Source organism: Adlercreutzia sp. ZJ473 (assembly GCF_013185065.1).
Lineage (GTDB): Bacteria > Actinomycetota > Coriobacteriia > Coriobacteriales > Eggerthellaceae > CAAEEV01.
In genome coordinates, this window is sequence record NZ_JAAVTO010000013.1 from 1 (window position 1) to 17,351 (window position 17,351).

The window sequence follows — 17,351 nt, forward strand, 5'->3', positions numbered from 1 at the left end:
AAGCCCGGCGCCGCCGGACCCGGCCGCGCCGGCGCGCCGGCCGACGGCATGTCGCCCGAGGAATTCGCCCAGATGTGCCGCACCATCGAGGAGTCGGTCTCCCAGGTGGCCAAGCTCGCCGTGGCGGGGCTCGGCAAGGCCGGCAGCGCCATGGGACAGGCGGCTGACGCCTGCCAGCAGGCGTACCGGGAGGCCGCGCGGAAGAGCGCGTGGCCCGCGCCGCCGGACGTCGCGCCCGCTCGGAAGGAGCGCGCGGGGGCCGCCCTCGCGAAGGCGCGCTTCCGCTCCACCGCGGGGCTCACGGCGTCGGGCGCCGTCATGGCCGCCGTCGGCGGCACGCTCGCCTTCTCGTTCCTCGCGTCGGCCGTCATCGCGCTGGTGGCGCCGCTGGCAGGCGCCGGCGTGGCCGTCGCGGCCTTCGCCGCCGCCTTCGCCGCGCTCTCCGGCTGGCTGCTCGCCGCAGGCGTGGGGCGCCTGCGCCTCGCGAGCCGCGCGAAGTCGTTCCAGCGCGTCTTCGGCTCGCGCGAGGTGTGCGACGTCTCCGAGCTCGCCCGGCAGCTCGGCGTGAGCGACGCCCGCGCGCTCGCCACGGCGCGCCGCATGCTGAAGCGCGGCCTGCTTCCCCAGGGGCACCTCGACGACGAGGGCACCTGCCTCATGGTGACCGACGACGCCTACCGCCTCTACCGCCAGGTGCAGCGCACCCGCGCCCAGCAGCTCGCCGAGGAGCGCGCGGCGCGTGAGCGCTCGCGCCTCGAGGCCGAGGCCGCGCGCGCGAGGGGAGAGCTGCCGGCCGAGGCGCGGGCGTTCATCAGCCAGGGAGGCGGCTTCCTGAGCCAGATGCGCGAGCTCGACGCGCGCATCGACGACGCCGAGGTGAGCGCGAAGATCGCCGCCCTCGCCGAGGTGATCGAGCGCATCTTGGCGCGCGTGGCGGACGAGCCGTCGGTGATGGGCGGCCTCGAGCGCCTGAACAGCTACTACCTGCCCACCACGGTGAAGCTCCTGGAAGCCTACGACAACCTCGAGGACCAGCCCTCCCAGCTCGGCAACGTCGCCAGCTCGCGCCAGGAGATCGAGCGCGCCCTCGGCGCTCTGCACGGCGCCTTCGAGAAGCTCCTCGACGAGACGTTCCAAGACCTCACCCTCGACGTGTCCTCCGACGTCAGCGTGCTGCACGCCGTGCTCGCGCAGGAGGGCCTGACCGAGGGCCCCTTCAAGAAGTGAGGCGGGCGGGCGGCGAGGCTCACCCTGCGCCGCCCGCCCAGCTTGCCGCAGGCGCCGGGCCGCATCGCGCGCCCGGGCCATCCGCCCGAGAGAAAGGAAACCACCCATGTCCGACGACCTCGCCTTCGACGGCGTCCCCTCCCCGAAGCTCACGCTCGAGCCGCTCGCCGACCAAGGGCCCGCGCAGGTGCTCGAGGCCACCCTCGTCAGCGCCTCCGCCCCCGCCGCCCCCGCGCTCGACGACGTGCTCACCGACGAGGAGCGCGCGCAGGTGGAGGCGTTCTCCCGCCAGATCGACGTCGCCAACTCCCAGCAGGTGCTCCAGTACGGCGCCGGCGCGCAGAAGAAGATGGCGGACTTCTCCGAGATGGCGCTCGAGAAGGTGCGCACGCAGGACCTCGGCGAGGTGGGGGACCTCATCACGGGCGTGGTCACCGAGCTCAAGGGCTTCGACGTCGAGGAGGAGAAGGGGCTGTTCGGCCTCTTCAAGCGCCAGACGAACAAGCTCGCCGCCATGAAGGCGCGCTATGACAAGACCGAGGCGAACATCGACAAGATCACGCACGCGCTCGAAGGCCACCAGATGACGCTCATGAAGGACGCCGCCACCCTCGACAAGCTCTACGAGCTGAACCTGACGTACTTCAAGGAGCTCACCATGTACCTGATCGCGGGGCGCCGCCGCCTGGAGGAGGTGCGCGCCGGGCAGCTCGCCGAGCTGGTGGCGCGTGCGCGCCAGACCGGCCGCACCGAGGACGCCGAGGCGGCGCAGAAGCTCGAGGCGTCGTGCAACCGCTTCGAGAAGAAGCTCTCCGACCTCGACCTCACGCGCACCATCGCCCTGCAGACCGCCCCGCAGATCCGCCTGGTGCAGAACAACGAGATGCTCATGATCGAGAAGATCCAGACGACGCTCGTGAACGCGATCCCTTTGTGGAAGGGGCAGATGGTGCTCGCGCTCGGCCTCGCCAACAACGAGGCGGCCCTGCGCGCGCACGAGGCGGTGACCGACATGACCAACGAGCTTCTGCGGAAGAACGCCGAGAAGCTCAAGACCTCCACGGTGGAGGTCGCGCAGGCGAGCGAGCGCGGCATCGTGGACATCGAGACGCTGCGCGTCACCAACGAGCGCCTCATCGAGACGTTCGACGAGGTCATGCGCATCCAGGAGGAGGGCCGCGCCAAGCGCGCCGAGGCGGAAGGCGAGATGCGCAAGATGGAGGCCGAGCTGCGCGACAAGCTGCTGCAGCTGAGGTAGCCGCGCGGCACGGGGCGGCGGCTGGCGGCTGCGGAGGCGACGGGCTACGTGCCCGCGATCCCCGCAGCCCTGCGCCGCGCCGCGCGTCGCAGGTGCCCCGCGCCCGCCGTCAGATCGCGAACGTCATCCCGTCGAGGGCCGCTTCCGCGCGGCCCTCGTACTGCTCGAGCCACCTCGACAGCTCGGCGTAGGTGATGGGCTCGTCGTAGTGCATGCACATATGCGTGAGGTAGATCTTCTTCGCGCCGAGCGCAAGCCCCTCCTCGACGCACTCCTGGACGGAGTGGTGGTCGTCAGGGCTCCAGTTGCGCTTCCAGAACGTGGCGTCCATCGCGAGCACGTCGCAGCCGCGCACGCGCTCGGCCGTCTTCTCGGGCAGGCGCGCGGTGTCGGACGCGTAGAACACCCGCGTGCCGGGGGTGCCCGCGGCCTCGTCGCCCGGCGTCTCGATGAGGTAGCCGTAGGTCCCCGGCGCGTGCGTCACGGGGCAGGCGGTGTAGCGCACCCCGTCGAACTCGTGGACGTCGAAGGGCTCCATCGCGTGCAGGTCCATGCAGTAGGTCATGTAGTGGAACTCGCCCGCGATCCCCGAGAGCGCCGTCGCGGAGCCGAAGACGGGCATCGTGCGCTTCTGGATGAGCTGCACGAGGTACTCGTACTCGCCGAGGCCGCCGATGTGGTCGAAGTGCGCGTGCGTGAACAGGATCTCGTCGACGCGGCGCACGTCCTCGCGCAGAAGCTGGTGACGCGCGTCGGGCGGCGTGTCGATCACGAGCGTGGGGACGCGCCCCGCCTCGTCGGCCTGCCCGCGTACCATGACGCCGCAGTCGCCGCGACGCAGCGCGGGGTTCGCGCGCGCCTCCTCGCAGGCGGGGCAGTCGCAGAAGAACGAGGGCACGCCGCAGCCGGCGGCGGTGCCCATGAAGGTGAAGGTGTGCTGGGGCATGCGATTCCTCCTCGGGGCGGGGCAGTTGGTGCGCGGGCGGGCCGATGGCGCTCGCCCGCCTCGATTATAGCCGCCTGAGCTCCACTTGTCGGAAAAGAATAAAGGGTGGTGGCAACTACTGAACGCAATCGGTATAATCCCGTACTTGGTTAGGTGCGTCTCGTGCCGTGACGTTGGGAGAGAGCGTCTGAGCAGGGGATAAGCCTGATCGCCGCGCTCGTGAGCCCCAGCGGCGGGCGTCGCGGCTCGTACCTCGGGGTGTAGGCCGTCCGGCCTTTTCCATCCTGCGGGTTCGATGCCTCGGCCCCTCCTCTCGGCTACACTGTTGCGGCAATTTGCGGACATGAGGGCGCGCTCGCGCTCGCGGTGCGCTCATTCATTGGTGATGCAAGTAAGAGACGAGAAGAAGAGGGGAAGGTAGATGGAAATTTCCAAGACGTCGACGGGCCTCAAGGACATCCTGTGTCCTGACACCGAGTCGACTGAGGTTGACATCCACGCCGACGGCGTTGAGATGATCAAGTCACTCTGCTACTTCTGCCATGCCAACTGCGGCGTTCTTGCCTACGTCAAGGACGGCGACGTGATTAAGATCGAGGGCGATCCTAATTACTCGAGCCAGGGCGGCCTGTGCTGCCGCGGCACCAGCGCGCTTCTGCATGTGAACCACCCGGCTCGCATCAACCACGCGCTCAAGCGCGTCGGCGAGAAGGGCGAGGGCAAGTGGGAGCAGATCGACTACGATCAGGCCATCCAGGAGGTTGCCGACCGACTCAACCAGATCAAGGCCGAGAGCGGCGCCGAGGCCGTGGCCTCCGCCGGCGGCACCACGCGTACCGACGACTGGGCGCGCCGCCGCTTCCTGAACCAGTTCGGCACGCCGAACGGCTTCCACAACGCGCTCCTGTGCTGGATCCCCACGTTCATGGCTGAGACCTGCGTGGCCGGCTGGTCGCCGTTCGAGACCGACCTGGGCGGCGCGAAGTCGCTGATCCTGTGGGGCATGAACCCGGGCGCTTCCACCCTGGGCGGCATGCACGGCTACACTGACCTGCAGAAGGCGGGCCTGAAGATCATCATGGTCGACCCGCGCTACTCCGAGACGGCCTCGAAGGCCGACCTCTGGCTGCCGCTGCGCCCCGGCTCCGACGCCGCGCTGGCGCTCGCCATGCTTCACACCATCGTGTACGGCGGCATGGCCGACTACGACTTCATCGGCAAGTGGTGCGACGGCTTCGATGACCTCATGGACCACCTGGCGCAGTACTCGCCCGAGTGGGCTGCGCCCATCACGTGGCTCGAGCCCGAGCAGATCCGCCAGGCTGCCATGATGTACGCCACCAACAAGCCCGGCTGCATCCAGTGGGGCTGCACGTGGGACCAGATCGGCCGCGCGTCGACCACCGGCTCCCATGCGATCGCGCTTTTGCGCGCCGTCACCGGCAACCTCGACGTCCCCGGCGGCGACGGCATGCCCGGCCCGGCCCTGAACTTCCTCACCGACGAGGAGCTCGAGCTCAACGAGTGCCTGCCCGAGGAGCAGAAGGCCAAGCAGATCAGCCGCTACAAGCTGACCTCCTGGCCCGGCTACCAGATCATCTCCGACACCGCGCGCCGCACGTGGGGCAAGACGCTGCCCACCGAGTGGTTCTGCGAGGCCCACGGCCCGAGCGTGTTCAAGGCCATCCTCACGGGCGACCCGTACCAGGTGCGCGCCCTCATCTGCAACGCCACCAACCCGGTGAACTCCTACGGCGACGCGAAGATGACGCTGGCCGCCCTCAAGGCCTGCGAGTTCCTCGTGGTCGTCGACTACTGGATGACCCCGACGGCGCTGTTCGCCGACTACGTCTTCCCGGCCGCCGGCGCGCTCGAGCGTCCGACCATCGTCACCCACTACGGCGCCACCGACTCCCTCATGGGCGGCCGCCGCGCCATCCAGCCGAAGTTCGATCGCCACACCGACATGGTGTTCTGGCGCAAGCTCGGCCTGGCCTGCGGCCAGGACCCGGCGAACTGGCCGTGGGAGACCGAGGAGGAGGCCTACTACGAGGTGCTCAAGGGCATCGGCCTGCCGGTCTCCAACTACAACGAGTTCGTGGACAACGTGCGCATGTACTACCCGCCGCTGCACCAGAGCAAGTTCGAGAAGAACGGCGGCTTCTGGACGCCGTCCGGCAAGGTTGAGCTGAACTCCACCATCATGCGCCAGCTCGGCTTCCCGGGCATGCCCACCTACATCGGCACCATCGAGAACCCGATCGACACGCCCGAGCTGCTCGACGAGTACCCGATCGTGCTCACCACCGGCGGCGGCTTCATGCCGTACCACCACTCCGAGCACTTCCAGATGCAGGGCATCCGCTACCTGTATCCCGACCCGTACTTCTCGATCAACCCCGAGCTCGCCGAGAAGCTCGACATCGAGTACGGCGACTGGTGCTGGATCGAGACGCGCCGCGGCCGCATCAAGATGCGCGCGAACGTGGAGCCCGAGGTGGATCCGCGCGTGGTGTTCGCGCCGCGCGGCTGGTGGTTCCCCGAGCGCGACGGCTCGGCCGACCTCGACAACCCGTTCGGCTGCCTCGAGTCCAACGTCAACACGCTGACCTCGGTCGACGAGGAGCACTGCGACCCGATGGGCGGCTCGTGGGCCAACCGCGGCCTGCTGTGCAAGGTGTACAAGTGCACCGAGCTCGACCATGAGTTCAAGCCCGAGGACGCCCAGTTCTCCATCCCGGGCAGCGTCGCCGAGCCGGGCATCCACGAGATGCCGAGCTCCCGCCCGCTGGCTCGCGAGGAGATCCCGTTCGAGATGCCCCAGTACGAGGGCGGCGAGGTTCCCGAGGGCTACGACTGGGTGTGGCAGAACAACACCCTGTACCAGAAGGGCACGAACTACAAGCTCGACGCCTCCGGCTGGCTCATCAACCCGCGCAACAAGGCGTACTACGACGCGTACACCGGCTGGCGCTACGACGCCGGCGAGGAGTGCCTCGTGGACGACGAGACGGGCAAGCGCTACACCATGGACCGCGAGGAGATCAAGTACATGGGCGCCTACCGCCTCTACCCCGGCGCCGAGGCCCCGTACGCAGTTCCCGAGCAGCTGGTGTGGAAGGAAGAGGGCTACGCCACGCTTCCCGGCCGCGACGAGCTGATCTACGACAGCAACTCCGGCTGGCTCGTGGACCCCGCGACCAACGTCTACTACGACGCCTACTATGGCTGGGCGTACGATCCCACGGCGAACTGCCTGATCGACATGGCGACTGGCAAACGCTACACCATGGAATACCAAGAGATGGCAGAATAGGAGGAGCTGAACATGACACGTTACGTAATGGTCATCGACCAGCGCCGTTGCATCGGCTGCCATTCCTGCACGGTTGCCTGCCGTACTTGGAATAAGCTGCCGCTCGACATCATCTACAACCCGGTCGTCACCGAGGGCGCGCAGGGCACGTGGCCGCACGTCCACAAGAGCTGGACGCCGCTTCTGTGCATGCACTGCGAGAACCCCGAGTGCGTTCCCTGCTGCCCGTCGGGCGCGAGCCAGCAGGACCCGGACGGCACCGTGTGGGTCGACCCCAAGAAGTGCCTGTCCTGCAAGGTGTGCGTGAACGCCTGCCCCTACGGCATGCGCGACGCGTCCCACCTCGAGTCCCGCCTGCACCGCTTCGTGCGCAAGTGCACCTTCTGCCGCGACAAGCGCCAGCTCGACCCGGACGCCCAGCCGTACTGCGTGCTCACCTGCCATCAGAAGGCGCGCGTGTTCGGCGATCTGGACGACCCCGAGAGCGAGGTCTCGAAGCTCATCGGCTCTGTGAAGACCGAGCGCCTCTTCGAGGAGTTCGGCACCGAGCCTCAGATCTACTACATTCCTGAGTTGGGAGGCAAGGCATAATGAAGCATCATTACTGGGAACCGCCTATCGCCCTGTACCTTTTCCTGGGCGGTCTGGCTGGCGGCATTCTGTTCCTGTCCGCCGTCTTCAACACCTTCGTAGTGCCGGGCTTCGCCGAGGTCTTCGCGATGCCCGTGCTCGTCTCGCTCGTGTGCATCGCCATCGGCTGCGTGTTCCTCGTCATCGACCTGGGCCAGCCCGGCGTGTTCTGGCGCGTGTGGACCACGGCGACCTCCATCATCAAGTGGGGCGCGACCTTCCTGGTCATCGCCGCGGTGTTCGCGCTGCTGTTCTTCCTGGCCTACCTGGGCGACGCCTGGCCGATCTTCGCGGGCCTGTCCGACCTGCTCAAGCCGGCTGCCGGCTTCTTCCTGGGCGTGGCGGGCTTCTTCGGCCTGTGCATCATGATGTACACCGGCATCATGCTCTCCACCCTGAAGGCGCATGCGTTCTGGGCGACCCCGGCCCTGCCGGTGCTGTTCACCGTGTCCGCCATCTCGACGGGCTGCGCGGCTGTCGTGCTGTCCATCGGCGGCTGGCCGGCTGAGGTGACGCTCGGCACGCTCATCGTGTCCGAGGTCGTGCTCGAGATCCTGCACGTGGTCGACATCATCCTGGTCATCACCGAGTTCATCATCCTGATGACCATGGTGCTCTCCTTCCTGGGCGCTGGCAACGTCACCGCCAAGAAGGCTGCGAAGCGCTGGGTGTGCGGCTCCTACGCGCCGCTGTTCTGGATCGGCATGGTGCTCGTGGGCCTGGTCATCCCGTTCGCCCTGTACGTGGGCGGCTCGGGTGCCGCGTCCCAGCTCGTCGCCCCCATCCTCGTGCTCATCGGCGGCTGCCTGCTGCGCTTCCTCGTGGTCAACACCGACGATCGCGCCCCCATCCCGGGCGAGATCCGCTACTACGAGCGCGTGGCGAAGCCCGACGCCGAGTTCGTGCACAAGTGGACCTACGGCGAGAACATCTTCTAAGCTTCAGCTAGGGAAGACTCGCAGGTCTTATTGATCTAAGCTGGTGGGGTTCGGCAGGTTTTCTGCCGGGCCCCACCTGTTGCGTTCCCGAGAGGCGCGCGGCGGCCGCCGGGCAGGCGGCGGCTGACGTCGCGGCGCGCTTCCCGGGAAGGCAACGAAGGGGAGGCTTCATGGAGGACTACACGTTTGCGGACGCGTTGACGGGCAACGCGGTCACGTTCGACTACCAGACGGGCGAGGCGCGCCTGGCGCGTCGCGCGGAGGGCGAGGCGCTGCCCGCGTGCGAGACGCTCTTCTTCCCGGGCTGCTCGTTCATCAACTACGCGATGCCGCTCGTGGCGGCGGTGTACGACACACTCAAGGCAGGCGGCGCGGTCGACGGCATCTCGCTTCTGTGCTGCGGCAAGATCCTGTCGTATGAGCCCGACGGCGGCGAGGTGCGCGCGGGCTTCGAGGCCCAGCTGCGCGACCACCTCGCGGGAAGCGGCATCACGCGCATCGTGGCGGCGTGCCCGAACTGCGTGACCGCGCTGCGCCAGGCGCTTGAGGGCGACGCGCGCGTGGAGGGGATCGAGGTCGTGGCCCTGCCGCAGGTGCTGGCCGACCTGGGCTACCGCATCGACCGCGACACCGTGGCCGAGCAGGTGAAGGGCGACGCGTCCGCGCCCGTGCTTCTGTGCACGCACGACTCGTGCCCCGACCGCGCCACCGGCGAGTTCGCGGACGGCCTCCGCGCGCTTCTGCCCGAGGGGCTCTACGCCGAGCCCGAGCACGCGCGCTCCCGCTCGCTGTGCTGCGGCTCGCTCCCGCGCGCGGCGGGCAAGCTCGAGGCGGCCGACAAGTGCGCGCGCCGAAACGGCGAGGAGGCGCTCGCGGTGGGCGCCGACGCCATCGTCACGGCGTGCATGAGCTGCACCTTCCAGCTGAACATGGCGCAGAGCTCCGTGCAGGTGGTGCACTTCCTCGAGCTGCTCTACGCGTGGCGCGTCAACTGGGCGACCGTGGGCGCGTGGATGAAGCTGCGCTTCCTGTTCGACGACACCATGGGCGTGGCCGAGGACGAGGGAAGCGGCCGCGCGTTCAAGGGCCTGGGGAGGTAGCGCCATGACGCAGGAACGCAAGAGGACCAACTGCCACTTCTGCGGCTACTGCTGCGCCTTCGTCGCGACGGTCGACGAGGGCGGGCGCGTGGTCGACCTCGAGCCCGACCCCACGCGCTACCCGTACGACCCGCAGGTCCTGGCGGGGTGCCGCCGCTGGCGCATGAACCTCGACGTGCTCGACGGGGCCGACCGCGTGAACTACCCGCTGCGCCGGGTGGGGGAGCGCGGCGCGAACCAGTGGGAGCGCGTGAGCTGGGACGAGGCGATCGCCGACATCGCGGCGCGCCTGAAGGCGCTCGCCGCCGAGCACGGCCCGGGCACGCTCGCGTCCATGATCGGCGGGCCGCACACGTCGTTCTGGCCGCTGCACCGCTTCATGACGCTGTTCGGCTCGCCGAACAACATGGGGATCGGGCAGATCTGCTGGAACCCGCGCATCTGGATGGACGTGCTCACCTTCGGCTGGACGGTGGAGGCCGACATCCGGCCCGAGACGGGCTGCGTGCTCATCTGGGGCACGAATCCGGCCGAGTCCGACAACTCGCTGTTCTGGCGCAGCCTCCTCCACATCGGCAAGTCCGAGGACACCGCCCTCGTGGTCATCGACCCGCGCTTCACGCGCACGGCGCGTGCGGCCGACCTGTGGCTCGCCCCGCGCCCCGGCACCGACTGCGTGCTCGCGCTCGCCCTGCTGAACGTCATCATCGCCGAGGACCTGGTGGACCGCGCGTTCGTGGACGCGTGGTGCTACGGCTTCGACGAGCTGGCCGCGCACGTGGCGCGCTTCACGCCCGAGTACGCGGAGGGCGTCTGCGACGTGCCGGCTGCCGACATCGCGCGCGCGGCGCGCCTGTTCGCGGGCCCGCGCGGCGAGGGGGCCTACCCCTCGGCGCTCGTGTCGGGACGCGGCATCGACCAGGTGGGGCGCTCGGTGGCGCCGACGCACCGCGCCATCTGCTGCCTGCGCGCCATCACGGGCAACGTGGATCGGCCCGGCGCGTGCGTGCTCGCCGAGGGGAGCGACTTCATCCCCGAGGTCGACCTCGAGCTCACGCTCGAGCACGCAGGCGAGCTCTCCGCGCGCTGCCTGAACACGCCGCACACGCCCCTGCAGTGCTACGAGGGCTACGCGCACGTCGCCGCGCTCACCGAGCGCCTCGGGCGCAAGCTCCCAGCGCGCTACCTCACCTCGGCCCACCCCGACCTGGTTCTCGCGGCCATGGAGACCGGCGAGCCCTACCCGGTGCGCGCGCTCGTGGTGGAGGCCACGAACCCCCTGCTCACCTACGCCGACACGCACCGCGTGTTCGACGCGCTCATGGGGCTCGACCTCATCGTGGTGCTCGACTACTACCTGACCTCCACGGCCTCCATCGCCGACTACGTGCTGCCGGCGGCGGGCGCGATCGAGCGCTCGCTCTTCCAGGCGCACGGCGGCGTGGCCAACATGGCCTACGGCGGCCCGAAGGCGACGGACCCGTACTACGAGCGCAAGAGCGACTACGAGATCTTCCGCCTGCTCGGGTGCGCGCTCGGGCAGGAGGAGTCCTGGCCTGACGAGACGTTCGAGGACGCCATCGCGCGCACGCTCGCGCCGACGGGCATGGACTGGGACACGTACTGCCTGCTGGGCCTGTGCTCCGTGCCGCCCGCCTACGAGAAGCACCTCATCCCCGGCGCCGACGGCGCCCCGCAGGGCTTCGCCACCACGACGGGCAAGATCGAGCTCGCGAGCGTCGCGCTCGAGGAGCTCGGCGGGCCGCGCCTGCCCGAGCCGGGCGAGCCGCGCCGCCTGTGCAGCCCCGAGTTCGTCGCCGCGCGCGAGGCGCAGGGCTGGGCGCACCTGACGCTCACCACCGGCGCGCGCAAGCAGCCCTACAACGCCTCCATGTACTTCAACAACCGCGCCTTCCGCGAGAAGGCGCCCTACCCGGTGGTGGAGATGAGCGAGGCCACGGCGCGCGAGCTCGGGATCGAGAAGGGTGATTGCGTGGTCGTGGCGACGGATCAGGGCGAGGCGCGCTTCATGGCTGATACAATACGTATGCGCGATGGTCTGCTAAATGCGGACTACGGATGGTGGCATCCCGAGTGGACGCCGGGCGCGCCCGCGTTCGGCGGCATGTGGGAGTCCAACATCAACTGCCTGACCTCGTGCTCGCTCGACCAGGGCGAGCCCATGATCGGCACGTGGTCCTACAACGCGATCGACTGCATGATAAGGAAGGACGACGCGCCCTTGAGCTGGCAGCCCGGCTTCACGCCGGAGGATGCCGCATGCGGGGCTCGGCGTCGTGAGGATTAAGGAGCATTGCAAGTGGCAGAGAAAAAGCAAGCGCTGCTGGTGTTCAGCAAGCCGCCCATCCCGGGCATGGTGAAGACGCGCCTGACCGTGAAGCACGGCGGCTTTCTGACTGACGAGCAGGCCGCCGAGTTCTTCAGGCGCAGCCTGTACGACGTGTGCGAGGCGTCCATGCACGCGCTCATCGAGCTGCAGCGCGCCAACGACGCGCTCGTGGAGGCCGACCCCACCGCCGACAAGATCACCTACGACTTCTTCGTGTCCACCACGCCGGCCAAGAACGTCGAGCTCATGAAGGAGACGTTCGACGCCATCGGCCCGTGGCCCATGGAGATCCACTACCTGACCGACGCGGGCGCCACGTTCGACGACCACTTCGACGACGCGTTCAAGCAGATCTTCGACTTGGGCTACGAGCACATCGTGTCCGTGGGCGGCGACATCCCCACCATGCCGAAGTCGCACATCACGCAGGCGTTCCAGTGGCTCGACTACTTCCAGTCGCTCGGCACGCCGGGCTTCGTGCAGGCGCCCTGCCAGGAGTGCGGCACGTCGCTCGTGGGCTTCAGCTACAACACGCCCATCAACCACCAGGGCGTGTACTACAACCTCGACGGCAAGCCGGCGCTCGACGCCTACATGGAGAAGACCGAGGCGGCGAACATCCCCACGGCGTACTTCTCGCCCGTGGCCGACATCGACGAGAAGACCGACCTCGCGCACGCCATCTCGTGCATGAACGCCATCAAGCAGGCGGCGAAGTACCAGAACGAGCTCTTCGTGCCGCAGCGCGTGCTCGACTGGGTGAACATCATGGGCATCCGCGTGTCCACGCCGCCCAACGACGAGCACGACCCGCGCCAGTACATCGACGAATAGCTCCGCTTGCCCTGACGGGACGAGCGGAACGGCTCGACGCCGCGGCTTCGTGCGCCAGCCTGCGGCGGGTGCTTTGTTGAGAGGACAAGGAACAGCAAGTTGAAACTACTGCATAGAACAGGGGCCCTGTGCCCGACGTGCCTGAAGGAGCTGCCGGCCGAGGTGTACGCCGACGAGGCGGGCGTGGTGTGGATGAGCCGCACCTGCCCCGAGCACGGGCGGCTCGACACGCGCATGTGGCCTGACGCCGCGCACTACGAGTGGCTGCGCTCCGAGGCGTTCCCCAAGACCAAGCCGGCGAACGCCGAGCCCGTCAAGGGGCCGTGCCCGTTCGGCTGCGGCACGTGCGCGCGCCACGAGCGCCGCGGCACGCTGCTCGAGATCGAGGTCACGCGCAACTGCAACCTGCGCTGCCCCGTGTGCTTCGCGAGCGCCGAGGGCGGGGAGGACGACCCCACGCTCGAGGAGATCGCGGCGATGTACGACGTCATCGCGCGCGCGGTGGGGACCGACGGCGCCGTGCAGATCACGGGCGGCGAGCCCACGTGCCGCAAGGATCTGGTCGACATCATCTACGAGGGGCGGCAAAAGGGCTTCTGGGGCATCGAGGTCAACACGAACGGCCTGGTCATCGCCAACCGCGAAGGGTATCTGGAAGACCTCGTGGGCGCGGGCCTCACGGGCGTGTACCTGTCGTTCGACGGCCTGACCGGCGACGTGTACGAGGCCACGTGCGGGCGCGACATCCTCGACGTGAAGCTGCGCGCCATCGAGCGCTGCCGCGAGGTGGGCATCCAGGTGGTGCTCTCCGTGGCGGTGGTCGCGGGCGTGAACGACGGCCAGCTCGGCGACCTTCTGCGCTTCGCGCTGGAGAACTCCGACGTGGTCGCGGGCCTGGCCCTGCAGCCGGCGTTCACCTCGGGCCGCTTCGACGCCGAGCGCGCCATGCCCATGAGCGCGGGCGACGTGATCTTCTCGCTGGCCGAGCAGTCCGACGGGCTGCTCGAGGTGCGCGACATCTGGCCCCTGGGCTGCTCGAGCCCGCTGTGCGACACCGGCGTCTTTCTGGTGAAGAGCGACGACGCGGAGCATGAGAGCGGCTTCTACCCGGCCACGCGCCGCATGACCATGGAGGAGTACGCGGAGGGCTACAGCCCCGACTCCCCGCAGGGCTCGGTGTTCCTGGACATCCTGTACAAGAAGGGCGTCGAGGTGAAGACGGGCCTGTCGATCATCATCATGAACTACATGGACGCGGTGTCGATGGACACCCAGCGTCTGCGCGAGTGCTCGATGATGGTGACGGTGCCCGACGGCCGCGCCATCCCGTTCTGCTCCTACCACCTGACGAACGCCGCCGGCAAGCGCGTGTACCCGCCCTGGTGCAAGGAGGAGCTGCGCGGGGTGGGGGACCGGCACTAGCGGGCCGCCGCGAGCGCGGGCGTGAGCGCAGGCGTGGGCGCACGCGCGGGCGCGCCCGGGGGGCGCGGACGAGCGCGGCACCCGGACCCCAAGGCGCCGCCGGGGCGAGGAGGCTTCGGCGACAAGGCGGCAGGACTTCGGCTGCAAGACGGCAAGACTTCGACGGTGAAGCGACGAGACGAGAGGCGTTATGGACAAGAACGAGCAGAAGGCGCTGTGGGACGCGCAAGACATCGCGAGCGAGACCGCCTATGCGGTGACCAACGACCCGACCCGCTGCGTGCAGTGCGGCCTGTGCGTGGCGTTCTGCCCGTGCGACGTGCTCGAGCTTGACGAGGAGGGCTACCCCTACGCGGCGCACATCGACAACTGCGTGGGCTGCACCACGTGCGCGGGGAACTGCCCGCAGCGCGCGCTCCTGGTGGAGGCGCAGGGCGACGCCACCTTCGACCCGCTCGCCGACGAGCCGCGCGCCGAGCCCGTCTCCGAGGAGCTCCGCGCGCAGTACGCGGAATGGCAGCGCGTCATCATGGAGAAGCTGGGGCTTCGCTGGCAGCCGGTGGCGGTGAGCCTCATCGACAAGGACGAGCTTTTGCCTTCGGCCCCGCTGCCGCCTGAGAACCTGCGCTTCTGCCAGGCCATGATGGCCGCGCGCCGCGGCGCGTCCATCCTCATGCCGCCGTACCGCCACGCCTGCCCCGACGGCACGTCCATCTTCGGCATGACCGGCGTGCCCGAGAAGCTGGCCACGGGCGAGATCTACGTGCTGTTCCACAAGCTGGTGAACGCCGAGGCCGCGGCGCGCATGGTGGCCGAGCGCCCCACGCTCGAGCCGAAGAGCCGCCGCGCCACCTACGTGGCGCCGCTCGACAAGACGGTGCGCGAGCCCGAGGTGGTGGTGTTCACGGGCACGCCCGAGCAGATGATGTGGCTGTGCATGTCCATGAGCTACTACACGGGCCACCGCTTCGACTTCCACGCGAGCGGCTACAACTCCATGTGCGTGGAGGCGGTGCTCTACCCCATGCTCGAGCAGCAGCCCAACATCACGTTCGGCTGCTACGGCTGCCGCGCGGCCACCGACCTCGGCGAGGACATGATGTTCATGGGCGTGCCCACCTCGGCGCTTCCCACGGTGGTCAAGGGCCTGACCGAGCTGGCGAAGAAGTCCATCCCGCACTCCCGCATGAAGATCTACGTCCCGCCCATCATGTAGCGCGAAGGGCCGGTGAGAAGGAACATGGCATCAGGGCAGCTCTTCACGTTGCGCCCCGCTGAGAAGCGGGACCGCGCCTACCTCGACTCGTACGCCTACGCCGAGGGCATGGACTACCTGCCCTCGCTCGAGAACGTGACGGTGGCGGCGAACGACGCCGACGAGCCGGTGGGCTTCATCCGCATCGCGCAGGGCGCCAACGGGTTCGCGCACGTGAACCCCGTGGTGGTGCACGAGAGCTGGCGCGGGCACGCCGTGGGGCGCGCGCTCGTGGACGACGCGCAGCGCACGTTCGGCGAGCTGCGGCTTGTGGCGCGCGGCGCGTCGAAGCCGTTCTACGACGCGCTGGGCTTCGTGTGCTGCGCGTGGGACGAGGTGGACGTGAGCGTCACCGAGGACTGCGACGGCTGCCCTTTGCGCGACGAGTGCAACCCCCAGCCCATGCGCCGCACGGCCATCCCCGCCCGCCCCAAAGCCTCCAAGAAGCCCCGCCCCAAGAAGAAACGCTAACCGAAATATTCATTGACTCCGTTCTTCATGTCATCCTATATAACATGGAGTCGAAGGATCTGGCTGCAAGCGGACGGCGCATGCGCGGCGGAGGGGCTAGGACGCGACGGACGCGCCTTCCTGTCCCATGGCTCTCTCCTCCTGTCGCTAGAGGCGCTGCGCGGCTGCGGCGTAGGCGCCGTGCTGCACGCAGAGCAGGCTGTCGTAGGGGGTGAGCTGCCCGCGCTCGTCGCGCGGCGCCCGCGTGCCCGCGCGCGTGACGGCGCCGACCGCCAGCAGGTGGTCGCCCGCCTCCTGGATGCTCTCGATCACGCCGACCTCCCACGAGTAGCTGTGCAGCGGGACGGGCACGAGGCCCGCGCGCCCGGCGTCCGCGGCGGCTTCGGCCGGCGCGGCGGGGCTTGCGGCCGCTGCTGCTGCGGTTGCTGTTGCTGTTGCAGGGGCCGCGCTCACCAGCGCGTGCGCCACGGCGGCCCCCTTGTCCACGAGGCGCCCGGTGTTGCCGCCGCAGAACTCCACGAGGCGCACGCCCTCCGCGTCCGCGGGGGGCACGGCCAGCGAGAAGCGCCCCGTCTCGCGGATGATGCCCATGGTGTGGGACTTCGCGCGCAGGGCGAACGCCACCAGGGCGGGGCTGTGCGAGACGGGCGTCACCCAGACGACGGTGGCGAAGCACACCTCGCTCGCGTCTGACCGCGCGCCCACGAGCACGGCGGGGCGCGGGTCCTGCAGCGCGGCGACGTCGCGGCCGCCTACCAGCTCGAAGTCAAGGGGGTTGAGGTCAGCATCTCTCATGGCGTGTCCTTTCGAAGGGCGTCTCGCGTGAAGAAGGGCGCGCACCTGCGTTCGCAGCTGCGCGCCCTTGCCGGGATCGTGAGGCTCATGCCGTCGCGGGCGCACGAGCGCGGCGCACCGCGCCCGGCCGTGCGCGTGGGCTACTCGGCGCCCGGCTCGGCGGCGCCGTGCGAGCACACGGGCGCGTCAGGCAGGTCGATGCCGAGCGCGCAGGCCGCCTGGCCGCGCAGCTCCTCGAGCGTGAGCTCGTAGCAAGCCAGCGCGTCGATCCAGCGGCGCAGGCAGCGGTAGCCCTTGTCCGTGAGCGTGAACAGGCGCTTCGCCGACCCCTCGGCGGGCGTGTCCCACTCGGACGTCACGAGCCCCGCCTCCTCCATGCGCTTGAGCGCGCGGTAGATGCCGGTGGCGTCGGGCTTCTTGCCGCCGAACATCGGCGAGTTCGCCGCCTGCTGCACGATGATGTAGCCGTGCATGGGCGCCTGGTTCTGCGCGAGCAGGGTGAGGATGGTGGGCTGGGACAGGCGGTTCAGCGACTTGCCCAGCTCAGCGCATTCTTTCAGGTCTTCGTCGGACTGCGGGTGGCAGCTGCTCCACATAGGTGGGACCTCTTTCTCCTAGGTCGTGGTCTGAAACACGCCTACATCATCCCATAACTATTTTCACGATACAAATATTTTCCGAGAAGGAAAGAAGGAATCCGCAAACGCGTCTCGTCGGCTGGTTCCGCAGGGAGAGCTCTATTTGGCTCCAGCTCCAGATGCTTCCATAGGTGAGCGCCGCCCGAGCCCGTCCCCGGCCGCTTCTTCGGG

Annotated in this window: 14 protein-coding genes; 11 read left to right on the forward strand and 3 right to left on the reverse strand. The window is 68.9% G+C overall.

Annotated features, from left to right (window positions below):
• On the forward strand, positions 1 to 1,227 hold a 1,227-nt coding region (locus HRL41_RS03955), incomplete at its 5' end, for a 5-bromo-4-chloroindolyl phosphate hydrolysis family protein (RefSeq protein ID WP_172135649.1).
• Between the two features lie 106 nt (positions 1,228 to 1,333).
• Positions 1,334 to 2,485, forward strand: a complete 1,152-nt coding sequence (locus HRL41_RS03960) for a toxic anion resistance protein (protein ID WP_172135650.1) — start codon at positions 1,334 to 1,336, stop codon at positions 2,483 to 2,485.
• A 109-nt stretch (positions 2,486 to 2,594) separates the two neighbouring features.
• Here the strand turns inward: HRL41_RS03960 and HRL41_RS03965 are convergent, their stop codons facing one another.
• Positions 2,595 to 3,431, reverse strand: a complete 837-nt coding sequence (locus HRL41_RS03965; protein WP_172135651.1) for an MBL fold metallo-hydrolase — start codon at positions 3,429 to 3,431, stop codon at positions 2,595 to 2,597.
• Between the two features lie 421 nt (positions 3,432 to 3,852).
• Here HRL41_RS03965 and HRL41_RS03970 point away from each other — a divergent pair, with 421 nt between their 5' ends.
• From HRL41_RS03970 to HRL41_RS04010, 9 genes are all read left to right on the forward strand, one after another.
• Positions 3,853 to 6,747 (forward strand): molybdopterin-dependent oxidoreductase, encoded by a 2,895-nt coding sequence (locus HRL41_RS03970; RefSeq protein ID WP_172135652.1) that lies wholly within the window; start codon positions 3,853 to 3,855, stop codon positions 6,745 to 6,747.
• Between the two features lie 12 nt (positions 6,748 to 6,759).
• On the forward strand, positions 6,760 to 7,338 hold the full coding sequence (locus HRL41_RS03975) for a 4Fe-4S dicluster domain-containing protein (RefSeq protein ID WP_165054430.1): 579 nt from the start codon (positions 6,760 to 6,762) through the stop codon (positions 7,336 to 7,338).
• Positions 7,338 to 8,315: an NrfD/PsrC family molybdoenzyme membrane anchor subunit gene (gene nrfD / locus HRL41_RS03980; RefSeq protein WP_165171807.1), complete on the forward strand. Its 978-nt coding sequence runs from the start codon at positions 7,338 to 7,340 to the stop codon at positions 8,313 to 8,315. The genes HRL41_RS03975 and nrfD overlap by 1 nt, the downstream gene beginning before the upstream one ends.
• Before the next feature lie 170 nt (positions 8,316 to 8,485).
• Positions 8,486 to 9,415: a heterodisulfide reductase-related iron-sulfur binding cluster gene (locus HRL41_RS03985; protein WP_172135653.1), complete on the forward strand. Its 930-nt coding sequence runs from the start codon at positions 8,486 to 8,488 to the stop codon at positions 9,413 to 9,415.
• Positions 9,416 to 9,419: 4 nt separating this feature from the next.
• The gene (locus HRL41_RS03990; RefSeq protein ID WP_172135654.1) at positions 9,420 to 11,723 is read left to right on the forward strand and encodes a molybdopterin-dependent oxidoreductase; all 2,304 of its coding nucleotides are present in this window, start codon (positions 9,420 to 9,422) and stop codon (positions 11,721 to 11,723) included.
• A 12-nt stretch (positions 11,724 to 11,735) separates the two neighbouring features.
• Entirely contained in the window at positions 11,736 to 12,599 is an 864-nt protein-coding gene (locus HRL41_RS03995) for a DUF2064 domain-containing protein (RefSeq protein WP_172135655.1), read from the forward strand.
• 99 nt (positions 12,600 to 12,698) lie between these two features.
• Entirely contained in the window at positions 12,699 to 14,021 is a 1,323-nt protein-coding gene (locus tag HRL41_RS04000) for a radical SAM protein (RefSeq protein WP_172135656.1), read from the forward strand.
• 190 nt (positions 14,022 to 14,211) lie between these two features.
• The gene (locus HRL41_RS04005) at positions 14,212 to 15,237 is read left to right on the forward strand and encodes a DUF169 domain-containing protein (protein ID WP_172135657.1); all 1,026 of its coding nucleotides are present in this window, start codon (positions 14,212 to 14,214) and stop codon (positions 15,235 to 15,237) included.
• Positions 15,238 to 15,261: 24 nt separating this feature from the next.
• Entirely contained in the window at positions 15,262 to 15,747 is a 486-nt protein-coding gene (locus tag HRL41_RS04010; RefSeq protein WP_172135658.1) for a GNAT family N-acetyltransferase, read from the forward strand.
• Between the two features lie 147 nt (positions 15,748 to 15,894).
• On the opposite strand, the gene HRL41_RS04015 is transcribed toward HRL41_RS04010, so the two are convergent.
• On the reverse strand, positions 15,895 to 16,542 hold the full coding sequence (locus HRL41_RS04015) for a flavin reductase (RefSeq protein ID WP_172135659.1): 648 nt from the start codon (positions 16,540 to 16,542) through the stop codon (positions 15,895 to 15,897).
• A gap of 140 nt (positions 16,543 to 16,682) precedes the next feature.
• Positions 16,683 to 17,138, reverse strand: a complete 456-nt coding sequence (locus tag HRL41_RS04020) for a PadR family transcriptional regulator (RefSeq protein WP_172135660.1) — start codon at positions 17,136 to 17,138, stop codon at positions 16,683 to 16,685.
• Positions 17,139 to 17,351: the final 213 nt, after the last annotated feature.